Source organism: Arthrobacter sp. A5 (genome assembly GCF_051131705.1).
GTDB lineage: Bacteria > Actinomycetota > Actinomycetes > Actinomycetales > Micrococcaceae > Arthrobacter_M.
The window spans coordinates 97,872-122,689 of the sequence record NZ_CP180316.1 but is presented as its reverse complement, the minus strand read 5'-3'; the positions used below and the strand labels follow the sequence as shown (position 1 = coordinate 122,689).

The following is a 24,818-nucleotide window of genomic DNA, read 5'->3' as shown; positions in this document are numbered from 1 at the left end:
TCGGAGCTAATTCAGCGAGACTTCCCGAGCTGTATGTCCGCAGCATGGCAAATACGGGTTGAAGGTACGGATGGTCCGGGTGGGTGGTACCGATCGTTTCGGCAAGGGGGTACCGCTGGGGATTAGCGCATGGCCCGTAAACTGGTCATTGCCCGCGGTGACAGGATCGCCCACCAAACCCTGTTGAACAAGCTCAGCGACATTGACCTGCTCATCATCGATGACTTTCTCGCCATTGCCATCGATGAGACCGCGGGGAACGACCTGTTCACGGTTCTGGTCAACAGGGACCAACGGCTCCCCACCGTGATCGTCAGCCAGTCCGGGCCGACCTACTGGGTCGAGACCCTCCCGGAGAAGGTCGCCGCCGACTCCATCGTCAACCGGCTGGCCAACCACGCCCGCACGATCACCCTGGGCGAGATCGACATGCGCCGGCTACATGCTCAAGCGGCACGGGTCGCCAGCGAGGACCACCCGTACCATGAGCCCGTATTTGCCACGCAGCATATTGTTCGAAGAGCCACGCATGTTCTCTCGCTGGCCAGTAAATGCGAAGCGAACTTTCCCATGTCTGCCGGATTCGCTAAGTCAGGCGTGGGGAGGTCGCATCCGGTATCTGCCACTGTGTTCGATTTGCCGCTATCCAAACCCATGTCCCGCCGGCTGACTCCCATCGTCCGCGGGCATCGCCCGCGAAAGTCCAGAGCCTCCGGGATTGCCGTGGACTGTGCCGCTTCAGTAACCGTGCGGGTGTTGCGGCGGCGTCAGGCTTCTATTGCTCGACCGACAACTCCGCCATCCAGCACCGCTCCTGCCATTTCGGCATCCTTCACCGGAAGTATCCGATCAGCTGGATCTGGAATGGGTATCCGCCGGCGGCTTCGGCCGCCCGATACACCACGGCTGGCATCCGTTCGAACCCAGCACGAGGAAAGGTTCCGGGGAACAGACGCCTCCACATCGTGGACGGCCGCGGCGAGGAGATCAATCTTGTCGGGCCGCGGAGGAACGTCGCCACTCCCTCGTTGAGCAGGTCCCACACCACTGACGCCAGGCCGGCTAAGACGCGCCCAACGGCGGGCCGGTCCTGTATGTAGTGTTGAATGCTGGCGGTGAGCTGCGCTATTACAACGCGGTCGGCTACAACGCGGTCGACCGCGTGAATTTCATTCACAGTGATGACCACTCCGGTCCCGTGCTCATCGAGAGTTTGAAGCAGGTGCCCTCTCCGATGGTCCGCTACGGGACCTGCCTCTCGGGAGCCAGCTGGGTCGTGACGGTGCAACCAACACTGGCAACGGTGATGATGCGGCGGACCTGGGGTCGCTGCCAAACTCTTCGCTCACCCGACACGGTGATTCGCCGATACGACCCATGAATCTGTCCGCTGCCGTTTCCGAGATAATGGCCCATCCCCACTTTCCGTCAGATCCTTCAAATGATTCGTCGTGAGTGACGGACGAACAAGAACACCGACCGACTCATCCAGGAGTACCACCCAAGGTCTCGACTTCACCAGTCAACCGCCAACCGCCGGCGCGTCGGTGGCCGAACAGCGTGAGCAACAAAGCCCCGTGTCGGGACGCAACCCCGACGAACACAGCGGGACAGGGCTATCAACCGACCAGCACCCGACCCCGCTGACGGGAAGCGGACGCTGCTCACCGGACAGGTCAGGGCATGGCAACAGCGTTGGCTGGGAATCCCGCCCCGTCGGTCGGTGGCCCTGCCGTCATGGCCGGCCAGTCCTTTGGTGCCGTGCCGGCGAATTTTGGGGGGTGTTAAATGGTTTGAGCCCCGCACGGTGTGCGGGGCTCAAGCCTTTTTGTTTTCTAAATGGTGTCCGGCGGTGTCCTACTCTCCCACACCCTCTCGAGTGCAGTACCATCGGCGCTGTGGGTCTTAGCTTCCGGGTTCGGAATGGGACCGGGCGTTTCCCCCACGCTATGACCGCCGTAACTCTTTGTCCGCACCGGCACCACCGGGTTTTTGGGTGGGTGCTGGGGGAAATTTGTGGGTTACAACTTCACTGTATGTAGTTATTCAACTGTATGTAGTTATTCAACTGTGTGTAGTTATCCATGTGGTGTTGGGCATGGGGTGGTTGAGGGTGCAACCAGGACAACCCGTTCCCCTGTCGTGTGACAGGGGGTGGGGGTTGTTGGTTGGGAACCACATAGTGGACGCAAGCAGCAGATCTTTTTCCCTGACCGTGGTGGTGCAGCGTTTGAAGTCGCTTCACCGGTCAGGGGTGTGGTGTAAGTCATCGGCCTATTAGTACCGGTCAGCTTCACGGGTCTTTAGTCCCCGCTTCCACGTCCGGCCTATCAACCCAGTGGTCTGGCTGGGGGCCTCTCACACACAAAGGTGCATGGAAATCTCATCTCGAAGCGGGCTTCCCGCTTAGATGCTTTCAGCGGTTATCCCATCCGAACGTAGCTAATCAGCGATGCACTTGGCAGTACAACTGACACACCAGAGGTTCGTCCGTCCCGGTCCTCTCGTACTAAGGACAGCCCTTCTCAAATTTCCTGCGCGCGCAGCGGATAGGGACCGAACTGTCTCACGACGTTCTAAACCCAGCTCGCGTACCGCTTTAATGGGCGAACAGCCCAACCCTTGGGACCTACTCCAGCCCCAGGATGCGACGAGCCGACATCGAGGTGCCAAACCATGCCGTCGATATGGACTCTTGGGCAAGATCAGCCTGTTATCCCCGAGGTACCTTTTATCCGTTGAGCGACGGCCATTCCACAATGTGCCGCCGGATCACTAGTCCCGACTTTCGTCCCTGCTCGAGATGTCTCTCTCACAGTCAAGCTCCCTTGTGCACTTACACTCGACACCTGATTGCCAACCAGGCTGAGGGAACCTTTGGGCGCCTCCGTTACTCTTTAGGAGGCAACCGCCCCAGTTAAACTACCCATCAGGCACTGTCCCTGACCCGGATTACGGGCCGAAGTTAGATGTCCAAAGTGACCAGAGTGGTATTTCAACGATGACTCCACCGTAACTGGCGTCACGGCTTCACAGTCTCCCACCTATCCTACACAAGCCACTCCGAACACCAATACCAAACTATAGTAAAGGTCTCGGGGTCTTTCCGTCCTGCTGCGCGTAACGAGCATCTTTACTCGTACTGCAATTTCGCCGAGTTTATGGTTGAGACAGCGGGGAAGTCGTTACTCCATTCGTGCAGGTCGGAACTTACCCGACAAGGAATTTCGCTACCTTAGGATGGTTATAGTTACCACCGCCGTTTACTGGGGCTTAAATTCTCAGCTTCGCCCGCAAGGGCTAACCGGTCCTCTTAACCTTCCAGCACCGGGCAGGAGTCAGTCCGTATACATCGTCTTGCGACTTCGCACGGACCTGTGTTTTTAGTAAACAGTCGCTTCCCCCTGGTCTCTGCGGCCCCGATCCCCTCCGACCAGCACGTGGTCATCAAGGTTGGGGCCCCCCTTCTCCCGAAGTTACGGGGGCATTTTGCCGAGTTCCTTAACCATAATTCTCTCGATCGCCTTAGTATTCTCTACCTGATCACCTGTGTCGGTTTGGGGTACGGGCGGTTAAAACCTCGCGTCGATGCTTTTCTCGGCAGCATAGGATCACCAAATTCCCCCTCACGGGGGTCCCGTCAGATCTCAGACCCGGTATCAAAACCAGGGCCACGGATTTACCTATGACCCGCCCTACATCCTTAGACCGGGACAACCATCGCCCGGCTTGGCTACCTTCCTGCGTCACACCTGTTAATACGCTTACCTCCCGGGATCAGGTCCCGCGGTCCGCAAAAAACCGGACCCGCCACAAGGGCGGACGGTCATGCATCCGGCGGTTAGTATCACCCGATCAGCATTGGCGGTTTTTCACCGGTACGGGAATATCAACCCGTTGTCCATCGACTACGCCTGTCGGCCTCGCCTTAGGTCCCGACTTACCCAGGGCAGATTAGCTTGACCCTGGAACCCTTGATCATCCGGCGGACGGGTTTCTCACCCGTCATTCGCTACTCATGCCTGCATTCTCACTCGTGTAGGCTCCACCACTGGTTTACACCGCGGCTTCACCGCCCACACGACGCTCCCCTACCACTCCGGACGACTGAACCACGAAGGCTTGTCTACTATCCGAAATCCACAACTTCGGCGGTGTACTTGAGCCCCGCTACATTGTCGGCGCGGAATCACTTGACCAGTGAGCTATTACGCACTCTTTTAAGGATGGCTGCTTCTAAGCCAACCTCCTGGTTGTCTTCGCAATCCCACATCCTTTCCCACTTAGCACACGCTTAGGGGCCTTAGTTGGTGGTCTGGGCTGTTTCCCTCTCGACCATGAAGCTTATCCCCCACGGTCTCACTGCTGCGCTCTGACTTACCGGCATTCGGAGTTTGGCTGACGTCAGTAACCTTGTAGGGCCCATTAGCCATCCAGTCGCTCTACCTCCGGCAAGAAACACGCAACGCTGCACCTAAATGCATTTCGGGGAGAACCAGCTATCACGAAGTTTGATTGGCCTTTCACCCCTACCCACAGCTCATCCCCTCCATTTTCAACTGAAGTGGGTTCGGTCCTCCACGACGTCTTACAGTCGCTTCAACCTGGCCATGGGTAGATCACTTCGCTTCGGGTCTAGATCACGCCACTACACTCGCCCTATTCAGACTCGCTTTCGCTACGGCTTCCCCACACGGGTTAACCTCGCGACGTAACACTAACTCGCAGGCTCATTCTTCAAAAGGCACGCCGTCACAAGAATCAGACTCGCTCCGACGGTTTGTAGGCACACGGTTTCAGGTACTGTTTCACTCCCCTCCCGGGGTACTTTTCACCTTTCCCTCACGGTACTTGTCCGCTATCGGTCATTAGGTAGTATTTAGGCTTATCAGGTGGTCCTGACAGATTCGCACGGGATTTCTCGGGCCCCGTACTACTTGGGATACTCTCCAGGCGGTGTCAGAAACATTTCGGTTACGGGGCTCACACCCTCTACGGCCGGCCTTTCAAGACCGTTCACCTATGCCTACACTCTCACCTCCCCAGCCCGGCAGAGCTGGAACGGAAAGTCCCACAACCCCGGCCATGCAACGCCCGCCGGCTATCACACATGACACGGTTTAGCCTGATCCGCGTTCGCTCGCCACTACTGACGGAATCACTGTTGTTTTCTCTTCCTGTGGGTACTGAGATGTTTCACTTCCCCACGTTCCCCCCACACAGCCTATGTGTTCAGCTGCAGGTCACCACGTCACCCCAAAGAGCGCGTGGCGGGGTTTCCCCATTCGGACATCCTCGGATCAGGGTTCGGTTATCAACTCCCCGAGGCTTATCGCAGATTCCTACGTCCTTCTTCGGCTCCTAATGCCAAGGCATTCACCGTGCGCCCTTAAAAACTTGACCACAAAAGATCACAAAACAAAACACATCGAGAGAACCATGAAACCACCACACCACCCCACACCCCGAAAGGCACGAAACGATGCAACAGATCCAGGTTCAAACATTCTCAAAGAAATTGCTTCTTAAGATGCTCGCGTCCACTATGTAGTTCTCAAACAACAACCCCATCACACACCAGCCACCACACCAACGCGCGGAAACCAGCCATGCCCGGGAACACCAGAAACACCAAACCCCCGCAACCCCCTCCACCCACACCAGCAGGCAAAAAAGACCACGGAACCCTGTTGCCTCAGGACCCAACAGTGTGCCAAACGAAACCCACGGAACCACCAACCGCAAAACCATCCTTTCCACACCCGCCGCCACGCCCCCCAAAGGAGAACACAACACACGGGCCGTACTCAAACACCGGCCGGCACCCCACAGGCACCTGTCCTGTCAATATTCCACCCATGAGCACCCACCGCGGAACCTGCGTCCGCGCAACGGGCCTCCTGCAGACCCCCACCACCAACCACCAGGGCCGGGGCAAACGAATCTGAGGCGCTCCTTAGAAAGGAGGTGATCCAGCCGCACCTTCCGGTACGGCTACCTTGTTACGACTTAGTCCCAATCGCCGGTCCCACCTTCGACGGCTCCCCCCCAAAAGGGTTAGGCCACCGGCTTCGGGTGTTACCAACTTTCGTGACTTGACGGGCGGTGTGTACAAGGCCCGGGAACGTATTCACCGCAGCGTTGCTGATCTGCGATTACTAGCGACTCCGACTTCATGGGGTCGAGTTGCAGACCCCAATCCGAACTGAGACCGGCTTTTTGGGATTAGCTCCACCTCACAGTATCGCAACCCTTTGTACCGGCCATTGTAGCATGCGTGAAGCCCAAGACATAAGGGGCATGATGATTTGACGTCGTCCCCACCTTCCTCCGAGTTGACCCCGGCAGTCTCCCATGAGTCCCCGGCATAACCCGCTGGCAACATGGAACGAGGGTTGCGCTCGTTGCGGGACTTAACCCAACATCTCACGACACGAGCTGACGACAACCATGCACCACCTGTAAACCGACCGCAAGCGGGGCGACCATCTCTGGCCGTTTCCGGTTCATGTCAAGCCTTGGTAAGGTTCTTCGCGTTGCATCGAATTAATCCGCATGCTCCGCCGCTTGTGCGGGCCCCCGTCAATTCCTTTGAGTTTTAGCCTTGCGGCCGTACTCCCCAGGCGGGGCACTTAATGCGTTAGCTACGGCGCGGAAAACGTGGAATGTCCCCCACACCTAGTGCCCAACGTTTACGGCATGGACTACCAGGGTATCTAATCCTGTTCGCTCCCCATGCTTTCGCTCCTCAGCGTCAGTTACAGCCCAGAGACCTGCCTTCGCCATCGGTGTTCCTCCTGATATCTGCGCATTTCACCGCTACACCAGGAATTCCAGTCTCCCCTACTGCACTCTAGTCTGCCCGTACCCACCGCAGATCCGGAGTTGAGCCCCGGACTTTCACGGCAGACGCGACAAACCGCCTACGAGCTCTTTACGCCCAATAATTCCGGATAACGCTTGCGCCCTACGTATTACCGCGGCTGCTGGCACGTAGTTAGCCGGCGCTTCTTCTGCAGGTACCGTCACTTACGCTTCTTCCCTACTGAAAGAGGTTTACAACCCGAAGGCATTCATCCCTCACGCGGCGTCGCTGCATCAGGCTTGCGCCCATTGTGCAATATTCCCCACTGCTGCCTCCCGTAGGAGTCTGGGCCGTGTCTCAGTCCCAGTGTGGCCGGTCACCCTCTCAGGCCGGCTACCCGTCGTCGCCTTGGTAAGCCATTACCTCACCAACAAGCTGATAGGCCGCGAGTCCATCCAAAACCAATAAATCTTTCCACCACCCACCATGCGGTGAAGAAGTGAATATCCGGTATTAGACCCCGTTTCCAAGGCTTATCCCAGAGTTAAGGGCAGGTTACTCACGTGTTACTCACCCGTTCGCCACTAATCCCCCCAGCAAGCTGGAGATCATCGTTCGACTTGCATGTGTTAAGCACGCCGCCAGCGTTCATCCTGAGCCAGGATCAAACTCTCCGTTGATGTAAAAACAGACACCACCACAACACCCGGAAAAAGGATGACATGACAGCACTAAATTCGAAACCAGCCAAAAAAGCCACCCACCACCACAAACACGGCAGCAGGCAACAGTCTCAACCAATAAATAAATACCGGTATCAACAAAACTTGGCACACTATTGAGTTCTCAAACAACAGACGCACCCGGACCCGCCAGCCAATTCACATCAACCGCGCCGCACCGGAGCAACTTTTCAAACTTACCCGATCCGGACCATCCAGGCAAATCAGCGAACCGACCCGCCCGGCTCAACCGGACCACCCCACACCCCCGCACAACAAACACCAGGCGACACAAAATCACCGGATATTTGATCCGCAGTAAAAGGAAGGGAGTTTGTTCCACCTCGTCGGTGGCAACTAGAGAAACACTACCCGCCTTCCCGCCAAAACACCAATCCGCAGTCGCAGCCATGGCAGGCACGACGGCGCCGCGCTTTTCATTACGCCCCTAGCCTCCACCGAGTGCGGCCGCAAGGATCCACGCCAGGGTTCATGCGACAGGGTTCAGGCACAGGGATTCCGGCGCAGGGGTGTCAGCGTCAGGCAAACGGGGGCCAGGTAGGCTTCGCTTCCGAACCCTCGCCCACGCCTGCGCTGAAGGGACAGGGTCACCAGGCGACTCAGCCGTCCCCCCGAACGTGCCGGGTGCTGCGTCCTCTCCTCGTCTACCAGCCGGCTTCCCCCAATCCCTAACCGCCAGGGTGCAACCCTCGAAGGCGAATCTCCCTTGTCCGCCTGTCCCTTCACTGACCCTGCGCTCACCGCATCTCAGCTATGTCTTGACCTCGCGGTCCGGCCGCCCCTCGGGTCTGACCACTCGGCTTCAAAGAATTGTTGACCCTTCGACTCTTCCTCCACAGCCCTATATCCTGTTGCTAAATCACCGCGCATATTTATGGGGCATAAATGAATAAGAATCAACTGCCGTCCGGCCAAAACCCCCGACTCGTTCGGAAAACCGGTCACTTGGCCATGTTCGGCGCCGGGACCTTGGCGCTGCTGCTTTCCGGCTGCGGCGGCTCCACCAGCGCCGCCGAGCCCGCTGCCCTTCTGACACCGGCGGCAAGTGCCAGCCCAACGCCGTCGGCCATTGCGTCCGCGCCGTCGCCCACAACGTCCGCGGCGGCAACGGACATGGATCCCCTCGATCCGGACACCGTCCCGGTTGTCACCCTCAGCGGCGTTGCTTCCCCGAAGGCACAACCCGCCTATGGCACCAAGGCATTGGATCTGTTGGCTGCGCTGCCGGTCAAGGGTCGTGCGCCCAAGACCGGGTATGGCCGCACCGAATTTGGGCAGGCATGGGCCGACGTGGACCGCAACGGCTGCGACACCCGTAACGACATTCTGAAGCGGGATCTGACGGCCATCGCTTTCAAAGCCGGCACCGGCGATTGTTTGGTCCTGACCGGCAGCCTGCACGATCCGTACACAGCCACCGCGATTGCGTTCACCCGCGGCACGTCCACCAGCAGCGCGGTGCAGATCGACCACGTCGTGGCGCTCAGCGATGCCTGGCAGAAGGGTGCTCAGCAACTTACGCTGGCCCAGCGCACGGCGTTAGCCAACGATCCCTTGAACCTTCTGGCCGTGGACGGCCCCACCAATCAGAAGAAGAGCGACGGCGACGCTGCCACCTGGCTGCCGCCGGTCAAGGCCTACCGCTGCGACTACGTCGCCCGGCAGATTTCTGTGAAAGCCACCTACGGCCTATGGGTCACACAGGCCGAGCACGACGCAATGTCTACGATTCTGGGCGACTGTGCTGGCGCACTGGCGCCGACGGACCAGCCCGACCCGGTCCAGCCCGCGCCGGTGCAGCCGCCGGCCCCGGTGATCGCCCAGGCCCCGGTGCAGGAAGCGGCGCCTGTCCAGCCCGCCGTTCCTGCTCCCGGCGCCCAGCCCGCTCCGGGCCCCGCCTACTATGCGAACTGCACGGCCGTACGGGCAGCCGGCGCGGCGCCGATACGGGCCGGCCAGCCCGGGTATCGGGTCGGCCTGGACCGGGACGGCGACGGTATCGGCTGCGAATAATCCGCAGATAATCAGCGCGCGGTGCGCATCCCCGCCAGACCGTCCATCACGGATTACCCCGGCACCGCGGAAACCGTCCCGCCCGGAACGATCCGAGCTGTACGGACCAGCGCTGCGATATTCTCGCCGAGCTGCGCGGTTATACGTCCCATGCCGGGGCCGGAGAGTGCAGGCTGCTGGGCCAGGGACGTTCACCGTGGCGGCCTCGATCACGCTGGCCGCGACGCCGGGCCCGCACTGAATGACGGCGCCCAGGTCGGCGATGATGTCGCCCGAACAAATTGTCCGTGACCACCCCGTCGAAGCGTTCCGGAGCGACGGGCAGGTGGAAAAACATCGCATCGACGTGCACATAATCAAGATCCACCTCCGGGTAGTGGAGGCTCAGGTCGTTCACCGTGTCCTGCCACAGATTTCCAGCTTCAATCAGGCTGTTTTTCTTGTGGCAAAGTGTCAACTTCCCCCGGCGCTGCCGGGCCAGCCGGAAGGAGTAGTCCACGACGCGCTCCACGCCTACCCGCGGGTTCGGCACCCCGGGCGACCATTGACTGATGTGATGTGCGGAACCGACCCCCGTTACCAATCTCGGCTGCCGCGTGGGGTTTGTTTCGGGGGAACTGGCCGCAACGCGGGCATCCAAGATTCTTAGGGGAGGGCCGACCAGTCGGGTATGGCGGACTCCGGACGGATGGATTCATACCAGGCCGCGGCGCGCAGAATGTCGGCGTCGGCGCCTACCCGTCCTGCCATTTGTACACCGATGGGACGCCCGTCCTGGGTGAACCCGCAGTTCACGGTCGCGGCCGGCTGCCCGGACATGTTGTAGGGGACTGTAAAGGCAATGTGCGCCATGGTGCTGTCAGGATCATCGACCGGCATCGGCTGTTCGGCGGGGAAGGCCGCCATCGGCGCGACGGGTGAGAGCACGACGTCGAACGCGGCGGTGGCCGCCAGCGTCGCCTTCTGCATTTCACCTATTCGGTTGAAGTTCCGGATAGTTTCCGCCCCGTCGAACCGGGCACCGCGTGAGCACCAGCGTGCAATGTAGGGCAGAACCAGCTCCTGCTGCTCCGGCGGCAGGACGCTGTAGTCTGCCCACGAGCGGGTTCGCCAAAAGTTGTCCAACCCGTCCATCATCCCCTGATTGATGAACGCCCCGAGAAGGGTGACCTCCGCCCCTGCCGCCGCAAACTCCTCCGCCACGGCCCGAACCGCGGCCAGGACTTCCCGGTCCACCTCGGCTCCGGCACCGGCCTCCGTCTGCAGCGCCACCCTCAGTCCGCCGACGTTTAGCCCGGCAATATTGAATCCCGCAATATTGAATCCCGCAGCATTTAGCCCGGCCCGATCGGAGTGTCCGTCCACCCAATTCATCGGCGGATAGGGACGAGCGGTGTAGTCCCGGATATCGGGCCGGGCCAGCAGCGTCATGAACAGCGCCGCATCGGCCACCGTCCGCGTGAGGGGGCCTGCCACCCTGCCAAGATACGGCGCGTCGAGGGGAATCAGCCCCGCGCTGGGTTTGAGCGTGACCAGTCCCTGCCAGGTGCCTGGCAGTCGGATGGAGCCGCCGATATCGGTGCCGACATGCAACGGCCCATACCCGGCGGCCGCTGCTGCTCCGGCGCCGGCGCTTGAACCGCCCGTGGTCCAGGCGGGGTTCCAGGCGCTGCGCGTGATGCCATGCAGGCTGGAGACTCCGGATGACAGCATGCCCCAGTCCGGCATGGTGGTGGAGCCCATGATGACGGCACCGCCTTCCAGGATGCGGTCAGTGACAGGCGCGTTGGCAGCCGCCACCTTCGGGTTCGGCAGCGCCGTTCCGCCGGGCATCGGCACACCAATCCTGGCGATATTTTCCTTGACCGTGACGGGGACGCCGTCCATGGCGCTGCGCTGTGTTCCTTCTTTCCAACGTCTCTCGCTGGCCCGGGCAGCCTGAAGTGCGGCATCCGGATCAAACACGTAGAGGGCATTGAGTACGGGCTCGCGCACCTCGATGCGCTCAATTACGGCGGCACACACTTCCACCGGGAAAAGCTCCCCCGCGGCGTAGCCGGCGCTCAGCTCGCATGCGCTGAGCTGGTGGAGTCCGGTGGAGCTGATGGCTGGCATATGGTCTTCCTTCCCGCCGTGCAGTGCTCCCGTTGCCGGTGCTGCCAAATTGTTGTGCTGCCGAATTGTTGGTGCTTGTTAGTGCTGCCGAATTGTTGGTGCTGCAGTGCCGCTTCCCGGGCGACCGTTTCCGCCCGCAGGGACTTGGAGGCGCCCACCAAAGTACGGGTGTATTCATGATGTGGATGCTCATAGACCTGTTCCGTACCGCCGCTTTCCACGATATCCCCCTGGTTCATCATGACCACGTTGCCATGCCGGCGATGTTGGGCAGCACGTGTACCGGCACCGAAGACGGCCCGAACATAACGGCGACCAACAGCGCCGGGAAGGCCAGCAGAATGTCCGCTCCGCGGCGGGCCGTCCGCGTCAAATCCGGCGCTCATGTACAACCCGGTAGCTGCTGTGGGTCATCCCCCGAACCGGAGGTTGACGTGCCCAGATGGATCAGCTCGATGTCGCGGAGCAGGGGGCCGAAGAGGCTAATGCCCTCTCCCAAGAGCACCGGGACACGGGTAACCGTCAGTCATGGTCACATCCCTTTGTCTCAGGCGGCAAACCCGTCGGCGATGTCCAGCACACCGTCCACTATGGCGAGGCCCAGCCGTGCGTCGTGGGCGCTGATATTGCACGGCGGCACCACGTGGATCCGGTTGAAATTGGCAAAGACCAGCAGCCCGCGGGACTTTGCCTCAGCTACCAGCTGATTCATCTCCGGGCTCGAGCCACCGTAGGCGGCCAGCGGTTCCCGCGTTTCCTTGTCCTTGACCAGCTCAATCGCCCAGAACACGCCGGTGCCGCGGACTTCGCCCACCGAGCGGTGCCGCGCGGCGAAGTCACGCAGTGCCGGTCCGATGATGGTTTCCCCGGTGCTGGCCGCGTTTTCCACCATGCGCTCATCCGTCATCGCGCCGATGGTGGCGACGGCGGCCGCGCAGGCCAGCGGGTGGCCCGAGTAGGTCAGCCCGCCGGGGTAAACGCACTTTCCGAACGTCGCAGCTATCTCCGGGCTGATGGCGACGCCCCCCAATGGAACGTAGCCCGAGGTCACGCCCTTGGCGAAGGTGAGCAGGTCCGGCACCACATCGAAATGCTCGACGGCGAACCACTTGCCGCTGCGTCCGAACCCCGCCATCACCTCGTCCGCGATGAAAACGATGCCGAATCTCGTGGCCAGGTCCCGGACACCCGCCAGATAGCCCGGCGGGGGAAGGTAGATTCCCGCGGTGCCCGGGATGGACTCCAGCATGATGGCCGCGATGGTGTCCGGGCCCTCATAGCGAATCACCTGCTCCAGGTGTTCCAGCGCCCGCTCGCTCTCCTCCTCTTCCGTGCTCGAGTGGAATGCCGACCGGTACAGGTACGGCGGGAAGAAGTGGATGGTTCCGGAAGTACCGGTATCACTGGGCCAGCGGCGCGGATCCCCGGTGATGTTGACCGCGAGTTCGGTGCCGCCATGATAGGACCGGTAGGCGGACAGCACCTTGTGCCGCCCGGTGTGCAGCCTCGCCATCCGAACGGCGTGTTCATTGGCATCCGCGCCGCCATTGGTGAAGAACATTTTGTCCAGCTCCCCGGGTGTGCGCTCGGCAATGAGTCTGGCCGCCTCGGAGCGGGCGTCGTTGACGTAGCTGGGGGCTATGGTGCATAGCTTCGCGGCCTGCGCGGCGATCGCCGCCGTCACCCGCGGGTGTTGATGCCCGATGTTGGTGTTGACCAACTGGGAGGAGAAATCCAGTAATTTATTGCCCTCCCCGTCCCAGACAAAGGACCCCTGCCCGGCGCTGATGACCATCGGGGTGATCAGATCCTGCGCGGACCAGGAGTGGAAGACGTGTTTGCGGTCCAGCTCGTAAGCACGCTGCGCGCCGGCTGTATCTATAGGCGTAACGGCATCTACAGGCGTAACGGCAGTGTCCGATGCAAGAGTGAAAGTCATGATCTGTTCCTTTCTTCGGCGCTCGGACATCGGACTAATCGCTCTGCGGAAAGCCGAGATTGATCCCGCCGTGGCTCGGATCGAGCCAGCGCGAGGTGACCACCTTGCCGCGGGTGAAGAAGTTCACGCCCTCGGCACCGTGCGCGTGCGTGTCGCCGAAGAGCGAGTTCTTCCAGCCGCCAAAGGAGTAATAAGCCATCGGAACAGGCACCGGAACATTGATGCCCACCATGCCCACCTGGACCTCGTTCTCGAAACGGCGGGCCGCGCCGCCGTCGTTGGTGAAAATCGCTGTGCCGTTGCCGTACGGGTTGGCGTTGATCAGTTCCAGCGCCTCGTCGTAGCTCTCCACCCGGAGCACGGACAGCACCGGGCCGAAGATCTCGTCCGTGTAGAGGGACATGTCCGTGCTGACATTGTCGAACAGTGTGGGACCGACAAAGAAACCGTCGCCCTCCGCGTCGGGGGAGATCGTGCGTCCGTCCACCACCAAGGTGGCGCCTTCCGCCTGGCCTGCATCCACGTATCCCGTCACCCTGTCCCGTGCCGCAGCGGTGATAAGAGGCCCCATGTCGCAGCCGCGCAGTCCGTCACCGGTGCGCAACGCCGTCGCCCGGGCGGAGATCTTCGCCACCAGTTCGTCGGCAATGCCGCCGACGGCGATCAGGGCCGAGATGGCCATGCAGCGTTCCCCTGCGGAGCCGAAACCGGCGTTGATGGCGGCGTCCGCCGCCAGGTCCAGATCCGCGTCCGGCAGCACAATCATGTGGTTCTTGGCGCCGCCCAGCGCCTGCACCCGCTTGCCCTGCGCCGTCGCCGTCTCGTACACGTACTTGGCAATCGGCGTTGAGCCCACGAAGGACACCGCTTTGATGTCCGGGTGAGTCAGGAGAACATCCACGGCCACCTTGTCCCCGTGCAGAACATTGAAGACCCCGTCCGGCAGGCCCGCTTCCTTCCACAGTTCGGCCATCCAGTTCAGGGCTGTCGGGTCCTTCTCGCTCGGCTTGACCACCACGGTGTTCCCGGCGGCGATCGCGACGGGGAAGAACCACATCGGGACCATGGCCGGAAAATTGAAGGGGCTGATCACGGCCACCGGTCCGACCGGCTGGCGGATGGAATGGACATCAACCTTGGTGGAGGCATTTTCCGTGTACCCGCCCTTGAGCAGGTGCGGGATACCGCAGGCGAACTCCACAACCTCCTGGCCGCGCGACACCTCACCCAAGGCGTCGCCGAGGACCTTGCCGTGTTCGGACGTAATGATGGCCGCCAATTCACCCTTGCGGGCATTGAGCAGCTCGCGGAATGCAAACAGCACCTGGGTCCGCTTGGCGATGGATGTGTCCCGCCATGCCGGGAACGCCTCGGCCGCGGCGGCCACGGCGGCGTTGCTCTCCTCGACGCTGGCCAACGCAACCTGTCCCGCCTCTTTGCCGGTTGCCGGGTTGGTCACCGGGGCGGTGCGTCCTTGCGCCCCAACGTAGCTGCCGTTGATCCAATGCTCAATCGTGTTCAAAGTTTGTCCTTGGGGTAGATGTGACGCAAGTCGAGACCGGCTCCGGGCGTGATCAGGTGCTGCTGTCCAGTCTGGTCCGGTCACGGGCAGGCCGGAATAGGCACTGTGTAATGAATCGCGCCTCATCGCTTACACTGTGTAAATGCTCCCGACCGTTCGTCAGGTTTTGGACCTACCCGTCCTCCGCAGAGCCGTCCCCGAAGTGCTGGGCGGAGCCGCCGGGCTGGACCGGCCCGTCCGCTGGGTGCATGTCAGTGAGGTCAGGGACCTTTCCGGGCTGCTCACCGGCGGCGAGCTGCTGCTCACCACGGGGTTGGAACTCGGACCTTCGGCCGCGCAGACGCTGACGTATCTGAAGGCGCTGGAATCAACCGGTGCGTCAGGTCTTATTGTGGAGCTGACCGGCCCGCGCTCCGGCACAGAAGCCGCCCTGCGCGCCGCGGCGGCCGACGTTTCAATGCCGGTCATCACCGTGGCCGCGGCGCGTTTTGTTGAAATCACCGAGATTGTGCACCGGCTCATCGTGGCGGAACAGCTGGAACTGGTGGAGCTTTCCCGGAGCGTCCATGAAGCCTTTACGCTGCTGAGCCTGGAGAGTGCGGGTACGGAGGAAATCGTCTCCCGTGCGGCCCGCTTCGTGCAGGCGCCGGTGATTCTTGAAGACCTTTCCCACCTGGTGCTCGCTCATGCCGCCGCCGGGCATTCCACGACCGAACTGCTGGCGGATTGGGAGCGGCGCTCCCGGGTCACGCAGGCGGGGCAGCAAACCGTGCGCACGGGTCCGGAGGGCTGTCTGCAGACCCCGGTGGGACTTCGCCGGCAGCTGTGGGGGCGGCTCATCATCCCGGTTCCGCTGAAAAGCGATGCCGTCGCGGCCATGGTGCTGGAGCGCGCCGGGCAGGCCCTGTCCATCAATCGGCTGGCGGAGCGGGACCAGCGCCAATTGAGCCAGCAGGCGCAGGCTGGCCTGCTCAATGAGCTGCGCCAACCGCGCACCCTGACCGAAGCGGAGGCCGTCACCAGGGCGGCGGCGCTGGGCCTGCACCCCTCACCCCTCTACCTGCCGGTGGTGGTACGGGTGGGCGGTGCCGGGGGTGACGGAAGCAGTCCGGACCCGCTGGCTGGCCAGCGTCATGAGCGCCTGCTGCTGGACCGGCTGGCCCGCGTCCTTAAATCCGCGGGCAGCAGCGCCCTCACCGCCAGCCTGCAGGCCGGCTACCTAGGCATGATTTTGGCGCTGCCGGCAAAGCAGCTGGAGCAACAGCTGCTGGAGCGGATCTGCAACGGGCTCGCGGACCGCAACGGAAGGAACGGTCCGGAAACCGACCCGGACGCGGGCGCGGACGGCTGGACCATGGGGGTGAGCCACGCCCGCGCCGGTCTGCTCGAAGCAGCGGCCGGTCTTGATGATGCCAGCCATGTGGCCCGGACGGCCAGCACCCTAAAGGAGCGCAGCCGGCCGTTCTTCCGCTCCGCCGATGTCCGCCTGCGCGGACTGCTGGCGCTGCTGCGCAATGACTTCCGGGTCCAGGCCTTTGCCGAGTCGGAGCTGGCCGGCGTACTCCGCCATGACGCGCACGACGACGACGATTACCTTACGCTCCTGCAGTCCTATCTGGAGCACGGCGGCAATAAAGCCGCCATGGCGCGCGACGGCTTTCTCAGCCGGCCGACCCTCTACGCGCGGCTCGCCAGGCTCGAGGAGATCCTGGGCCTCAACCTGGACGATCCGGAATCCCGGACCTCGCTGCACGTAGCCCTGCTGCTGCACCAGCTTCGCGGTCTCTGACCTCCCGACCGGCCGGGGCGCCGTTGCAGCGGCAGCGGCTGGCAATATTGTTGCTGGCACTATGGGAGGCATGACCAAACCTTTCACCCTGACCCAGCTGCGGTATTTCGCGGTGGTGGCCGAGCTGGAAAGCATGACAGCAGCCGCAGCGCGGCTGCTGGTAACGCAGTCCACGCTGTCCACGGCGATCGCGCAGCTCGAGGCAAGCCTGGGTACGCAGCTGTTTGTGCGCCAGCGCGGCCTCAGGCTCACCGCCGGCGGTCGACGGCTTGCCAAAGACCTCAATGGCTTCTTGGAGCATGCGGACAAGGGAGACATTCCCGCCCTGCTGGGAGTACCCGTGGCGGCGAAGGAAAAGCACGGCATCGGTGGCCGGACGCTGTCCCAAGGGCTGACGGCACATAAGGACGCCATCGCCAACTCCAGCCACCCGGTGATCCAACGGATCCAGCGGGCGGGAGGCATTATCCATGCCAGACCCACCACGCCGGAACACAGCTGCGCCACCGTCACGCACAGCCCGTTGTGGGGCGTGACCCGTAACCCGTGGAACAAGCGCTATTCGCCGGGCGGATCCGCCGCCGCCGTGGCCGCAGGCTTCAGCACGCTGGCCACTGCCTCCGACATCGCCGGCTCCACACGGCTGCCGGCATCCTTCACGGGACCGTCGGTTTCAAGGCCCCGTACGGCAGAATTCCGGGCCTGGCACCGCTCTCGGCGGACCACGACCGCGGCGACGGACCGCTGGGACGGACGGTGGCTGATACGGCCCTGCTGGCCAATGTGATGTCGGGGCGCGGCGGCGGCGATCATGCGTCGCTGGCCGGGCAGCTGACGCTGCCGGCCACCTACGAAGCCGTCGCGGGAATGCGGATTGCGCTGTGCCTGCGGCTGGGTGACTACCGGATTTCGCCCGATATCGAGATGAACACGCGCGCGGTAGCCGATACCTCCGGCAGACCGGAGCAGTGGTCGAGGAGATTGAACTGCCCTGGCGCAGCCGGGACATCAGCGAGACCATGTTCACGCATTTTGGTTATCTGCTCGGCCCGGCCATGGAGGATGAACCGCCGGCGCCGAAGAGCTGCTGGCCCCTTACACCCGGCGCTTCATGGCGGATGCCCGGGCCGCGGCCGCCACGCACCGCCATTTGGACGGAATCCGGGCGGAATCGCGCATCCAGGCGGAGCTGGCCGCTGCGATGAAGGGCTTCGACGCCCTGCTGTGCCCGGCGTCAGCCATTCCAGCGCTCGAGGCGGATGCCAGCCACCTGACGGCATTGAGCTGGATGGCGCACCGCTGGAGCACTACTGGTAGGCCCACATGACGGCGCCGTTCAACATCGCCAACCGGTGGCCCGTGCTGGCAGTTCCGAGCGGGATGGCGGACTGCGGTATTCCCACCGGGGTGCAGATTGTCGGCCACCCCTTTGACGACGCGGCGGTCTTCCGCATCGGGGCGGCGGTGGAACAGCTGCGGCCGTGGTCCGGGCGGCACCCGGAGCCGGGTGCCTAAGCCGCGGGGCAGGCCTCTGGCTGGCATCGGACCGGAGCTCAGAAGGGGAGGCTTTGCCCGACAGTGACGAGCACTGCCGAGGTGATGCCGGGAAGGATTCCGCAGGTCAGAATCTCATGGTCACGCACCGTCCCGTCGGGCTTGGGGGCCCGCTCGCCCGGTTCTACGAAGGCGATGACGTGGCAGCCGCGGTCCTGGCCTGCAGCTCGTGTACAACGTAGGGACTGTGGACGAGGAAGCCGTTCGGGTCTTCGTTGGCCTCCCGCAGGACGGAGGTCATCGCCTCCCGTACCTGTGCTTCGGCATCGGCCCGGTGCAGGATCTCGCGGACCGCAAGCGCCATCGGATGTTCGCTCTGCGCTGCGACGTAGGCCGCGGGTGAGGTGGCACGGATCGGCAATTCGGCCCTGGTCGTACGCTTGAGCATGAGACCTGCACCGGCCGCCAGCGGAGCCAGGGCGGCGGAGTCGGACCACGCAAAGCGCTGCGGCGGCGGGGCGTCGGTGACGCGGCCGACAATGCGGCCCATTGCGGCCAGCATGTCGTCAATGGGGCCCGCTGGAACCCAGGCGCTGAGCAGCACCCGCCCGCTGGTTCGCAGGACGCGGGCGATCTCCCGCAGCGCCCGCCCCGGATCCGGCGCGAAGATGACAGCGAAGACAGACAGGACAATGTCGAAGGCCGCGTCGTCCACAGGCAGGGCGAGCAGATCGCCCTGCCGAACTTCAAGCATGACCCCCTGCGCCCGCGCGCGCTGGCCTGCGACCTCCAGCAGCCGCGGCGCGCCGTCCACGCCGATCACCCGCGCGCCGCCCGCAGCCGCTAGCAGCGCGGCATTGCCCGTCCCGCAGCCGACGTCGAGAACGTCATCGCCAGCCGACGGCGCGGCCTGCTCAACGACCGCTCGGGCGACAGGCTCAAGCTCGGCCGCCGTCGTCTCGTATCTTCCTGCTCCCCAGTCGACCATGGCCCGGATCCTGACTCTTCAAAGCAACCAAGCGAGACAGCACGCGCTGTTCCGACGGCCTGGAGCCCGACGTGCAGACCAAGACGCCGGTGCTGATCACCGCGCCGTCACTGCGTCCCGCACCGCGCGCAGCTGCCATACCGTCATGGCCCGATCCTACGCGGGTCCGGGCGTAGCCGATACCCAGCGTTGACAAGTAAAGACCTCTGCGCAGAAGGCTTTGGCGCATAGGGAGCGGCCCATCTCAGGCCGGGAAGGCTTTGCCCGGATTCAGCAGTCCCTGTGGATCCAGCGCATTCTTGACGCTACGGTGCATGTCGATGACCCGCGGCGCGAATTCCGCCAGCATTCCGGGAAGCTTCAGGAGTCCAACGCCGTGTTCGCCCGTCGTTGTTCCGCCCAGTTCCAGCGCGTCCGCCACAATCTGGTCGAACGCGTCCTTCGCGCGCGACTTGGCGTCGTCGTCGTCCACGGGCGCAATGATCAGTGGATGCAGATTGCCGTCACCCGCGTGGGCGATGTTCGCGATCACCGTATTGAATCGTCGCGCGGTGCTCTCGATCCGCTGAAGCATTTCCGGCACCGCAGTGCGCGGCACGCAGACGTCCTCGGTGAGGACCGGGCCCAGTCGCTCCAGTGCCGGGTAGGCCAGTCTGCGGGCCAGGAACAGTTCCTCGGCATGCGCAGCGCTCAGAGAACGCTCCGCCTTGGTGGCTCCGGCTGCGGTAAATATCCCGTGCAGCTCCCTGGACAATTCCTCGCCGCGGGCCCCAGGCTCGTCCACCGAGGCCAGCAGCAGCACGCCGCCCTCCTGGGACAGCCCCAGTTGCTGCCAATCGTCCACGGCCTGCAGACATGTCCGGTCCACCAGTTCCAGGGCGGCGGGAATGATCCCTGCCCTGCTGACCGCTGCGACGGCATTTCCGGCGTCCACCAGATCGTTGAAGTACCCCGTGACAGCGCGGTTTTCCCTCCCGTACAGCGGCAACAACTTCAAAGTTGCCTCGGTGACGATGCCCAGCGTCCCCTCCGAGCCGACGATGAGGGCCGTCAGGTCGTATCCGGCGACGCCCTTGGCTGTTCGCCGGCCGAGGTCCACCACGGAACCGTCCGCTAGCACCACTTTCAGCCCCAGTACGTAATCCCGGGTCACGCCGTACTTAACGCAGCACAAACCGCCCGCATTGGTGGCGATGTTGCCACCGATGGTGGAAATTTTGTAACTGGCGGGGTCCGGCGGGTACCAGAGGCCCTGCGCCGCGACGGCCTCGCGGAGCGAATCGTTGAGCACGCCCGCCTGGGTTCGGACGAACCGCTCATCGGGGTTGATCTCCAAGATCCCGGTCATCAGTTCCAGTGTGAGCACCAACGAGTTCGCTACGGCATTGGCGCCGCCGGAAAGCCCGGTTCCGGCTCCCCGGGGCACAATCCGCACGGCGGTGGACGCAGCAATTCGAACCACCGCGGAGACTTCCTCTGTGGTCTTGGCGCGTACCACAGCCAGCGGCGGGACAAATTCAGCCCATTCGGCGTCGTCGTGGCTGTAGGCAGCCAGCGGTTGTGGATCGGTCAGAATGCGATCCGCCGGGACCACTTTGCGCAGGCGCGCCAGGAGTTCAGTGCTCATTCTCCGCACGCTACCATGCAACGCCCGCCCGGCATCCGCTGTCCGAGGGCGGGGTTAGACTCGGCTGACCAACATCGGACAACGCGAGGAGACCGTCGTGGCACCATCGGTAAAGGCATTGTTTGATCTGACCGGACGCAAGGCCGTGGTGGTCGGTGCGGGCAGCGGTCTCGGGCAGGCCGGGGCGCTGGCGCTGGCCGAATTCGGCGCTGAGGTGGTGGTGGCGGACCTGAATACGGCCGGGGCGGAGGAGACGGTCCGGCAGATTACTGCGGCCGGCGGAACGGGCCGGACTCTGGCCTTGGACGTCACGAGCACCGACGCCGTCAATGCCGCCGCTGCGGAACACGCCGACGCAGAGGTCCTGGTCATCACGCCTGGCTACAACGCCCGCAAGCGGCTGGTGAACACGACCGACGATGACTTCGACAAGGTAATCGACATTAATCTCAAGGGCACCTACCGGCTGATGCGGGCCTTCGGTGACTCCATGGCCGAGCGGGGCGGCGGTTCCATCATCACCTTCGCCAGTTTCCGCGCTCTCGTGGTGGAACCGGGGCAGGGCCTTTACGCGGCCGCGAAGGCCGGCGTCGTCCAGCTCACCAAGACCATGGCCACCGAGCTGGGCACCCGCGGCGTGCGGGTGAACGCGCTGCTGCCCGGCGCCTTTGAAACCCCGCTTACGCAGCAGATCAAGGCCGATCCCGATTGGTGGAGTGCCTACGAGCAAAAGAGCCCGCTTAGGCGCTGGGGTCAGCCGCACGAGATCGGTGGTGCCATCGTCTTCCTTGCCTCCGACGCGAGCTCCTTCGTCACCGGTTCCGCCATGCTGGTCGACGGCGGCTGGATGGCCAATGACGGGCGCTTCGAACCGAAGGTCTAGCCTTGACAGCGGTGACCGCGGCGGCACGCGCCGTCGCCGTCGTCATCGTCATCGTCATCGTCATCGTCATCCTTGACTTCACTGTCCCGCGAACGGCGCGCCGAAGCTGGACGCAGCCCGAGCCTCCAGAGTAGACAAGAGGCAACACGAAGCCGCAGAACGCCGCCAGTGCACCGGCCGCCGATGCACCAGCTCAATGAGGAGCCCTTCATGACGATCAGTTCTCATCCGGTGCCGGCCGCCGACGTGGCCATGCGGAAGCGCGTCATGCGCAAGGTCGCCTGGCGGCTTTCGCCGTTCCTCGGCTTGCTCTACTTCATCAATTATCTGGACCGGACCAACATCGCGTTTGCCGCCCCGCACGGCATGAACGCCGCGCTCGGCTTCACCGCCAGCACCTTCGGGCTCGCATCCGGGCTGTTCTTCGTCGGCTACCTGCTGCTGGAAGTGCCCAGCAACCTGGCCCTGCACAAATTTGGCGCCCGGCGGTGGATCGCAAGGATCATGGTCAGTTGGGGCATCATCGCCACCATCATGACCTGGGTGCCCAACGCGGGCACCATGTACGTGCTGCGCTTCCTGCTCGGCGTGGCGGAGGCCGGCTTCTTCCCCGGCATCATTTTGTACCTGACATTCTGGTTTCCCAAACGCGAGCGCGCCCGCGCCGTCGCACTGTTCATGCTGGCCGTGCCGCTCTCCTCCGCGATCGGATCCCCGTTGTCCGCCTGGCTGATCACCACCGGACATCAGGTGTTCGGCGGCCTGGACGGCTGGCGGTTCATGTTCCTGGTCGAAGGCCTGCCGGCCATCATCGTGGGCGTGATCTGTTGGTTCTACCTGACAGACCGTCCGGCGGACGCTAAGTGGCTCGACGGCGACGAGCGGGCCTGGTTGAGCCGCGAGATGGACGCCGAAGACGCACAGACCGCCAAGCGCTACCACGTGACACTCAAGCAGGCCCTGACGCAGGGGCGGATCTGGGCGCTGGCATTCGTCTACTTCGGCATTGTCTACGGCCTCTACGCGATCGGATTCTTCCTGCCCACCATCATCGCCGGGTTCAAAAAGGAATTCCACACCGATTTCTCCGTGCTGCAGCAGGGCTTTATCGTGGCGATTCCCTACGTTTTCGGCTGTTTCTCCATGTACTTCTGGGCCAGACACGGCGACAAGACCGGCGAGCGCGTCTGGCACGTGGCCCTTCCCACGATTGTTGGCGGGATCGCGATCCCGATCGCGCTCTACCTGAGCTCCCCCGTCGCGGCGATGATCGCCATCACCGTCTGCACCATGGGCATCTGCGCCGCGCTTCCCACGTTCTGGCCGTTGCCCACGATGTTCCTTTCCGGAGCCGCGGCCGCCGCCGGCGTGGCGCTGATCAACTCGATCGGCAATACGGCCGGTTTCATCGGCCCGTACGTCACCGGGTGGCTGGCTGATATCACCGGCACGCAGCAGGCGGGCATGTGGGCCGTGGGGCTGGCGATGGTGGCCGCCGGCGTGGTGGTGCTGATTCTTAAGGCCGCGCCGAAGGCCGACGACGGCGAAACCATTCAGGCGGACCGGCTCGGCTAGCGCTTCCCTCCCTTACCGCTAAATTGTCCAATTTAGCGGTAAGCAAGACGACGGCGACGGCCGCCCGGCAGAGTTGGGATCATAATCAGAAAACGGAAAAAATCGTAGGCTAAGGGCGTGCTAAATTGAGTCAATCGTGATCCATCGGCAGGAGGTGATACCCATGAACGCAGTATCCGCAGTGGGTGCTCCTCTGAATTCCACGATCGCGCGACTGAGGTAGTCGCCACCGGGAGCGCCCTACAGGCAATTCGCGAAAGGCGACTCCCATGAACACAACACCTTCTTCAACTCTGCACCTCACCTCGACGAGGACCTCCGACGGCATCACCGAGCACGAGGCGCCAGGGCATGGCGACCGGTCGAGGCCCGACCAGCAGGTCGACGCCGCAAGGCGAGTGCCCGCCGCGGGTGAGCGAGCGTTGGTCCTCGCCGGTGCCGGATCGGCAGGCAACGCTTGGGAGATCGGCGTCATCGCCGGCCTCTTCGAAGCCGGGTTGGATGTGACCCAGCCCGACCTGACCATCGGGACGTCAGCCGGATCGACCGCCGCGGCCCAGATAACCAGCGGAACCCAACCCGCCGAACTTCTTGCCGCCATCCTTGCCGCTGAGACCCCACCGCGGACCGCCCCGGCAGGATCCGACGGTGGACGAGCGCGGATTATGGAGGCGGCGAACATGATGGAGAAGACGAGCGCCATCATCGCGGCCGCTGAGAATCCGGCCGACATGCGCCGCAGAATGGGCGCGGCGGCGCTCGAGACGGACCCGGCGGCGCACAGTTCTGCGCAAAAGAAGTGGCGCGCTACCGTCGCCGCTCGGCTGCCCAGTCAGCACTGGCCACAACGGCCGATGCTCATCGTGGCGGTCGATGCCGATACCGGCGAGCCGGTCGTGTTCGACCGCCACAGCGGAGTCGACTTGGTGGACGCCGTGGCCGCCAGTACCTCCAACGGCTCTCCCTACAGCATCGGCGACAGCCGATACATCAACGGCGGCTACCGAAGAAACGAGAATGCCGATCTGGCAGCCGGATACGCACGGGTGCTGGTGCTGTCACCATTCGGCGGCAGATCACGGCATCCGCTGGACTGGGGGATGGATCTCGCGACGCAGGTCGACGAACTACGCGCACGCGGCAGCAGAGTCGAAACGATCTTCCCGGACAGCAACTCCGAGAACATGTTCGGCGCCAACATGATGGATCTGTCGACGCGTCCGCCCGCCGCTCGAGCCGGTTACGACCAAGGCAGAGCTCTTGCCCACCAGCTCACCGAATTCTGGCCCTGACGCCTACGAACCCCGTAGACTCGGTAGGCGTGA

General features: G+C 63.1%; 18 protein-coding genes, 3 rRNA genes and 1 pseudogene. 11 read left to right on the top strand and 11 right to left on the bottom strand.

All coding sequences use genetic code 11. The annotated features are described in order from the left end of the window. Nucleotides 1–129: 129 nt before the first annotated feature. Entirely contained in the window at nucleotides 130–1,032 is a 903-nt protein-coding gene (locus ACLLJI_RS00605) for an ATP-binding protein (RefSeq protein WP_434616701.1), read from the top strand. Nucleotides 1,033–1,099: 67 nt separating this feature from the next. Continuing rightward, nucleotides 1,100–1,381, top strand: coding sequence for a hypothetical protein (locus ACLLJI_RS00600; protein ID WP_434616698.1), 282 nt, complete (start codon nucleotides 1,100–1,102; stop codon nucleotides 1,379–1,381). 463 nt (nucleotides 1,382–1,844) lie between these two features. On the opposite strand, the gene rrf is transcribed toward ACLLJI_RS00600, so the two are convergent. The 4 genes from rrf to ACLLJI_RS00580 all read right to left on the bottom strand — a co-directional run bounded on the left by rrf (nucleotide 1,845) and on the right by ACLLJI_RS00580 (nucleotide 8,663). After that, nucleotides 1,845–1,961, bottom strand: a 5S ribosomal RNA gene (gene rrf, locus ACLLJI_RS00595). Between the two features lie 295 nt (nucleotides 1,962–2,256). Then, nucleotides 2,257–5,403 (bottom strand): 23S ribosomal RNA (locus tag ACLLJI_RS00590). Nucleotides 5,404–5,960: 557 nt separating this feature from the next. Then, a 16S ribosomal RNA gene (locus ACLLJI_RS00585) occupies nucleotides 5,961–7,485 on the bottom strand. The 16S, 23S and 5S rRNA genes sit together here, the layout of an rRNA operon. A 1,004-nt stretch (nucleotides 7,486–8,489) precedes the next feature. Beyond that, nucleotides 8,490–8,663: a hypothetical protein gene (locus tag ACLLJI_RS00580; RefSeq protein WP_434616695.1), complete on the bottom strand. Its 174-nt coding sequence runs from the start codon at nucleotides 8,661–8,663 to the stop codon at nucleotides 8,490–8,492. Here ACLLJI_RS00580 and ACLLJI_RS00575 point away from each other — a divergent pair. Then, nucleotides 8,662–9,561 carry a GmrSD restriction endonuclease domain-containing protein gene (locus ACLLJI_RS00575; RefSeq protein ID WP_434616692.1) on the top strand — a complete coding sequence of 300 codons (900 nt, stop codon included), beginning with the start codon at nucleotides 8,662–8,664 and terminating at the stop codon, nucleotides 9,559–9,561. The genes ACLLJI_RS00580 and ACLLJI_RS00575 overlap by 2 nt on opposite strands. Before the next feature lie 139 nt (nucleotides 9,562–9,700). Here ACLLJI_RS00575 and ACLLJI_RS00570 read toward each other — a convergent pair whose 3' ends face one another. From ACLLJI_RS00570 to ACLLJI_RS00550, 5 genes are all read right to left on the bottom strand, one after another. Then, nucleotides 9,701–10,060 carry an isocitrate/isopropylmalate family dehydrogenase gene (locus ACLLJI_RS00570; RefSeq protein ID WP_434616689.1) on the bottom strand — a complete coding sequence of 120 codons (360 nt, stop codon included), beginning with the start codon at nucleotides 10,058–10,060 and terminating at the stop codon, nucleotides 9,701–9,703. 146 nt (nucleotides 10,061–10,206) lie between these two features. Beyond that, on the bottom strand, nucleotides 10,207–11,676 hold the full coding sequence (locus ACLLJI_RS00565; RefSeq protein ID WP_434616686.1) for an amidase: 1,470 nt from the start codon (nucleotides 11,674–11,676) through the stop codon (nucleotides 10,207–10,209). Nucleotides 11,677–11,914: 238 nt separating this feature from the next. Further along, on the bottom strand, nucleotides 11,915–12,049 hold the full coding sequence (locus tag ACLLJI_RS00560) for a hypothetical protein (RefSeq protein WP_434616683.1): 135 nt from the start codon (nucleotides 12,047–12,049) through the stop codon (nucleotides 11,915–11,917). Nucleotides 12,050–12,223: 174 nt separating this feature from the next. Beyond that, nucleotides 12,224–13,615 carry an aspartate aminotransferase family protein gene (locus tag ACLLJI_RS00555; protein WP_434616680.1) on the bottom strand — a complete coding sequence of 464 codons (1,392 nt, stop codon included), beginning with the start codon at nucleotides 13,613–13,615 and terminating at the stop codon, nucleotides 12,224–12,226. Between the two features lie 34 nt (nucleotides 13,616–13,649). Further along, a complete protein-coding gene (locus ACLLJI_RS00550; RefSeq protein WP_434616677.1) occupies nucleotides 13,650–15,137 on the bottom strand; it encodes a CoA-acylating methylmalonate-semialdehyde dehydrogenase in 1,488 nt (495 codons plus the stop codon). Between the two features lie 142 nt (nucleotides 15,138–15,279). Here ACLLJI_RS00550 and ACLLJI_RS00545 point away from each other — a divergent pair, with 142 nt between their 5' ends. The 4 genes and pseudogenes from ACLLJI_RS00545 to ACLLJI_RS00530 all read left to right on the top strand — a co-directional run bounded on the left by ACLLJI_RS00545 (nucleotide 15,280) and on the right by ACLLJI_RS00530 (nucleotide 18,441). Then, nucleotides 15,280–16,926 carry a PucR family transcriptional regulator ligand-binding domain-containing protein gene (locus ACLLJI_RS00545; protein WP_434616674.1) on the top strand — a complete coding sequence of 549 codons (1,647 nt, stop codon included), beginning with the start codon at nucleotides 15,280–15,282 and terminating at the stop codon, nucleotides 16,924–16,926. Between the two features lie 61 nt (nucleotides 16,927–16,987). Beyond that, nucleotides 16,988–17,811 (top strand): annotated as a pseudogene (locus ACLLJI_RS00540) (amidase family protein); the annotation flags it as partial. A gap of 226 nt (nucleotides 17,812–18,037) precedes the next feature. Then, nucleotides 18,038–18,253 carry a hypothetical protein gene (locus ACLLJI_RS00535; RefSeq protein ID WP_434621777.1) on the top strand — a complete coding sequence of 72 codons (216 nt, stop codon included), beginning with the start codon at nucleotides 18,038–18,040 and terminating at the stop codon, nucleotides 18,251–18,253. Continuing rightward, entirely contained in the window at nucleotides 18,250–18,441 is a 192-nt protein-coding gene (locus ACLLJI_RS00530) for a hypothetical protein (protein ID WP_434616671.1), read from the top strand. The genes ACLLJI_RS00535 and ACLLJI_RS00530 overlap by 4 nt, the downstream gene beginning before the upstream one ends. Before the next feature lie 163 nt (nucleotides 18,442–18,604). Here the strand turns inward: ACLLJI_RS00530 and ACLLJI_RS00525 are convergent, their stop codons facing one another. Then, complete coding sequence (locus ACLLJI_RS00525; RefSeq protein ID WP_434616668.1) at nucleotides 18,605–19,408, bottom strand: class I SAM-dependent methyltransferase; 804 nt, start codon at nucleotides 19,406–19,408, stop codon at nucleotides 18,605–18,607. 244 nt (nucleotides 19,409–19,652) lie between these two features. Beyond that, a complete protein-coding gene (locus ACLLJI_RS00520) occupies nucleotides 19,653–21,035 on the bottom strand; it encodes an FAD-binding oxidoreductase (RefSeq protein ID WP_434616665.1) in 1,383 nt (460 codons plus the stop codon). A 97-nt stretch (nucleotides 21,036–21,132) separates the two neighbouring features. On the opposite strand from ACLLJI_RS00520, the gene ACLLJI_RS00515 reads away from it, so the two are divergent. From ACLLJI_RS00515 to ACLLJI_RS00500, 4 genes are all read left to right on the top strand, one after another. After that, nucleotides 21,133–21,918 (top strand): SDR family NAD(P)-dependent oxidoreductase, encoded by a 786-nt coding sequence (locus tag ACLLJI_RS00515; RefSeq protein WP_283559541.1) that lies wholly within the window; start codon nucleotides 21,133–21,135, stop codon nucleotides 21,916–21,918. Nucleotides 21,919–21,920: 2 nt separating this feature from the next. Then, the gene (locus ACLLJI_RS00510) at nucleotides 21,921–22,052 is read left to right on the top strand and encodes a hypothetical protein (protein WP_434616660.1); all 132 of its coding nucleotides are present in this window, start codon (nucleotides 21,921–21,923) and stop codon (nucleotides 22,050–22,052) included. A gap of 76 nt (nucleotides 22,053–22,128) precedes the next feature. Beyond that, entirely contained in the window at nucleotides 22,129–23,493 is a 1,365-nt protein-coding gene (locus ACLLJI_RS00505) for an MFS transporter (RefSeq protein ID WP_434616657.1), read from the top strand. Nucleotides 23,494–23,762: 269 nt separating this feature from the next. Continuing rightward, nucleotides 23,763–24,785 carry a patatin-like phospholipase family protein gene (locus tag ACLLJI_RS00500; protein ID WP_434616654.1) on the top strand — a complete coding sequence of 341 codons (1,023 nt, stop codon included), beginning with the start codon at nucleotides 23,763–23,765 and terminating at the stop codon, nucleotides 24,783–24,785. Nucleotides 24,786–24,818: the final 33 nt, after the last annotated feature.

Excerpts from the sequence above, each read along its gene's own strand:
- ACLLJI_RS00605 (WP_434616701.1), top strand. The coding sequence starts at position 130 with ATGGCCCGTAAACTGGTCATTGCCCGCGGTGACAGGATCGCCCACCAA.
- ACLLJI_RS00575 (WP_434616692.1), top strand. The coding sequence starts at position 8,662 with ATGGATCCCCTCGATCCGGACACCGTCCCGGTTGTCACCCTCAGCGGC.
- ACLLJI_RS00580 (WP_434616695.1), bottom strand. The coding sequence starts at position 8,663 with ATGTCCGTTGCCGCCGCGGACGTTGTGGGCGACGGCGCGGACGCAATG.
- ACLLJI_RS00565 (WP_434616686.1), bottom strand. The coding sequence starts at position 11,676 with ATGCCAGCCATCAGCTCCACCGGACTCCACCAGCTCAGCGCATGCGAG.
- ACLLJI_RS00555 (WP_434616680.1), bottom strand. The coding sequence starts at position 13,615 with ATGACTTTCACTCTTGCATCGGACACTGCCGTTACGCCTGTAGATGCC.
- ACLLJI_RS00545 (WP_434616674.1), top strand. The coding sequence starts at position 15,280 with ATGCTCCCGACCGTTCGTCAGGTTTTGGACCTACCCGTCCTCCGCAGA.
- ACLLJI_RS00535 (WP_434621777.1), top strand. The coding sequence starts at position 18,038 with ATGGCGGATGCCCGGGCCGCGGCCGCCACGCACCGCCATTTGGACGGA.
- ACLLJI_RS00530 (WP_434616671.1), top strand. The coding sequence starts at position 18,250 with ATGACGGCGCCGTTCAACATCGCCAACCGGTGGCCCGTGCTGGCAGTT.
- ACLLJI_RS00525 (WP_434616668.1), bottom strand. The coding sequence starts at position 19,408 with ATGGTCGACTGGGGAGCAGGAAGATACGAGACGACGGCGGCCGAGCTT.
- ACLLJI_RS00520 (WP_434616665.1), bottom strand. The coding sequence starts at position 21,035 with ATGAGCACTGAACTCCTGGCGCGCCTGCGCAAAGTGGTCCCGGCGGAT.
- ACLLJI_RS00505 (WP_434616657.1), top strand. The coding sequence starts at position 22,129 with ATGACGATCAGTTCTCATCCGGTGCCGGCCGCCGACGTGGCCATGCGG.
- ACLLJI_RS00500 (WP_434616654.1), top strand. The coding sequence starts at position 23,763 with ATGAACACAACACCTTCTTCAACTCTGCACCTCACCTCGACGAGGACC.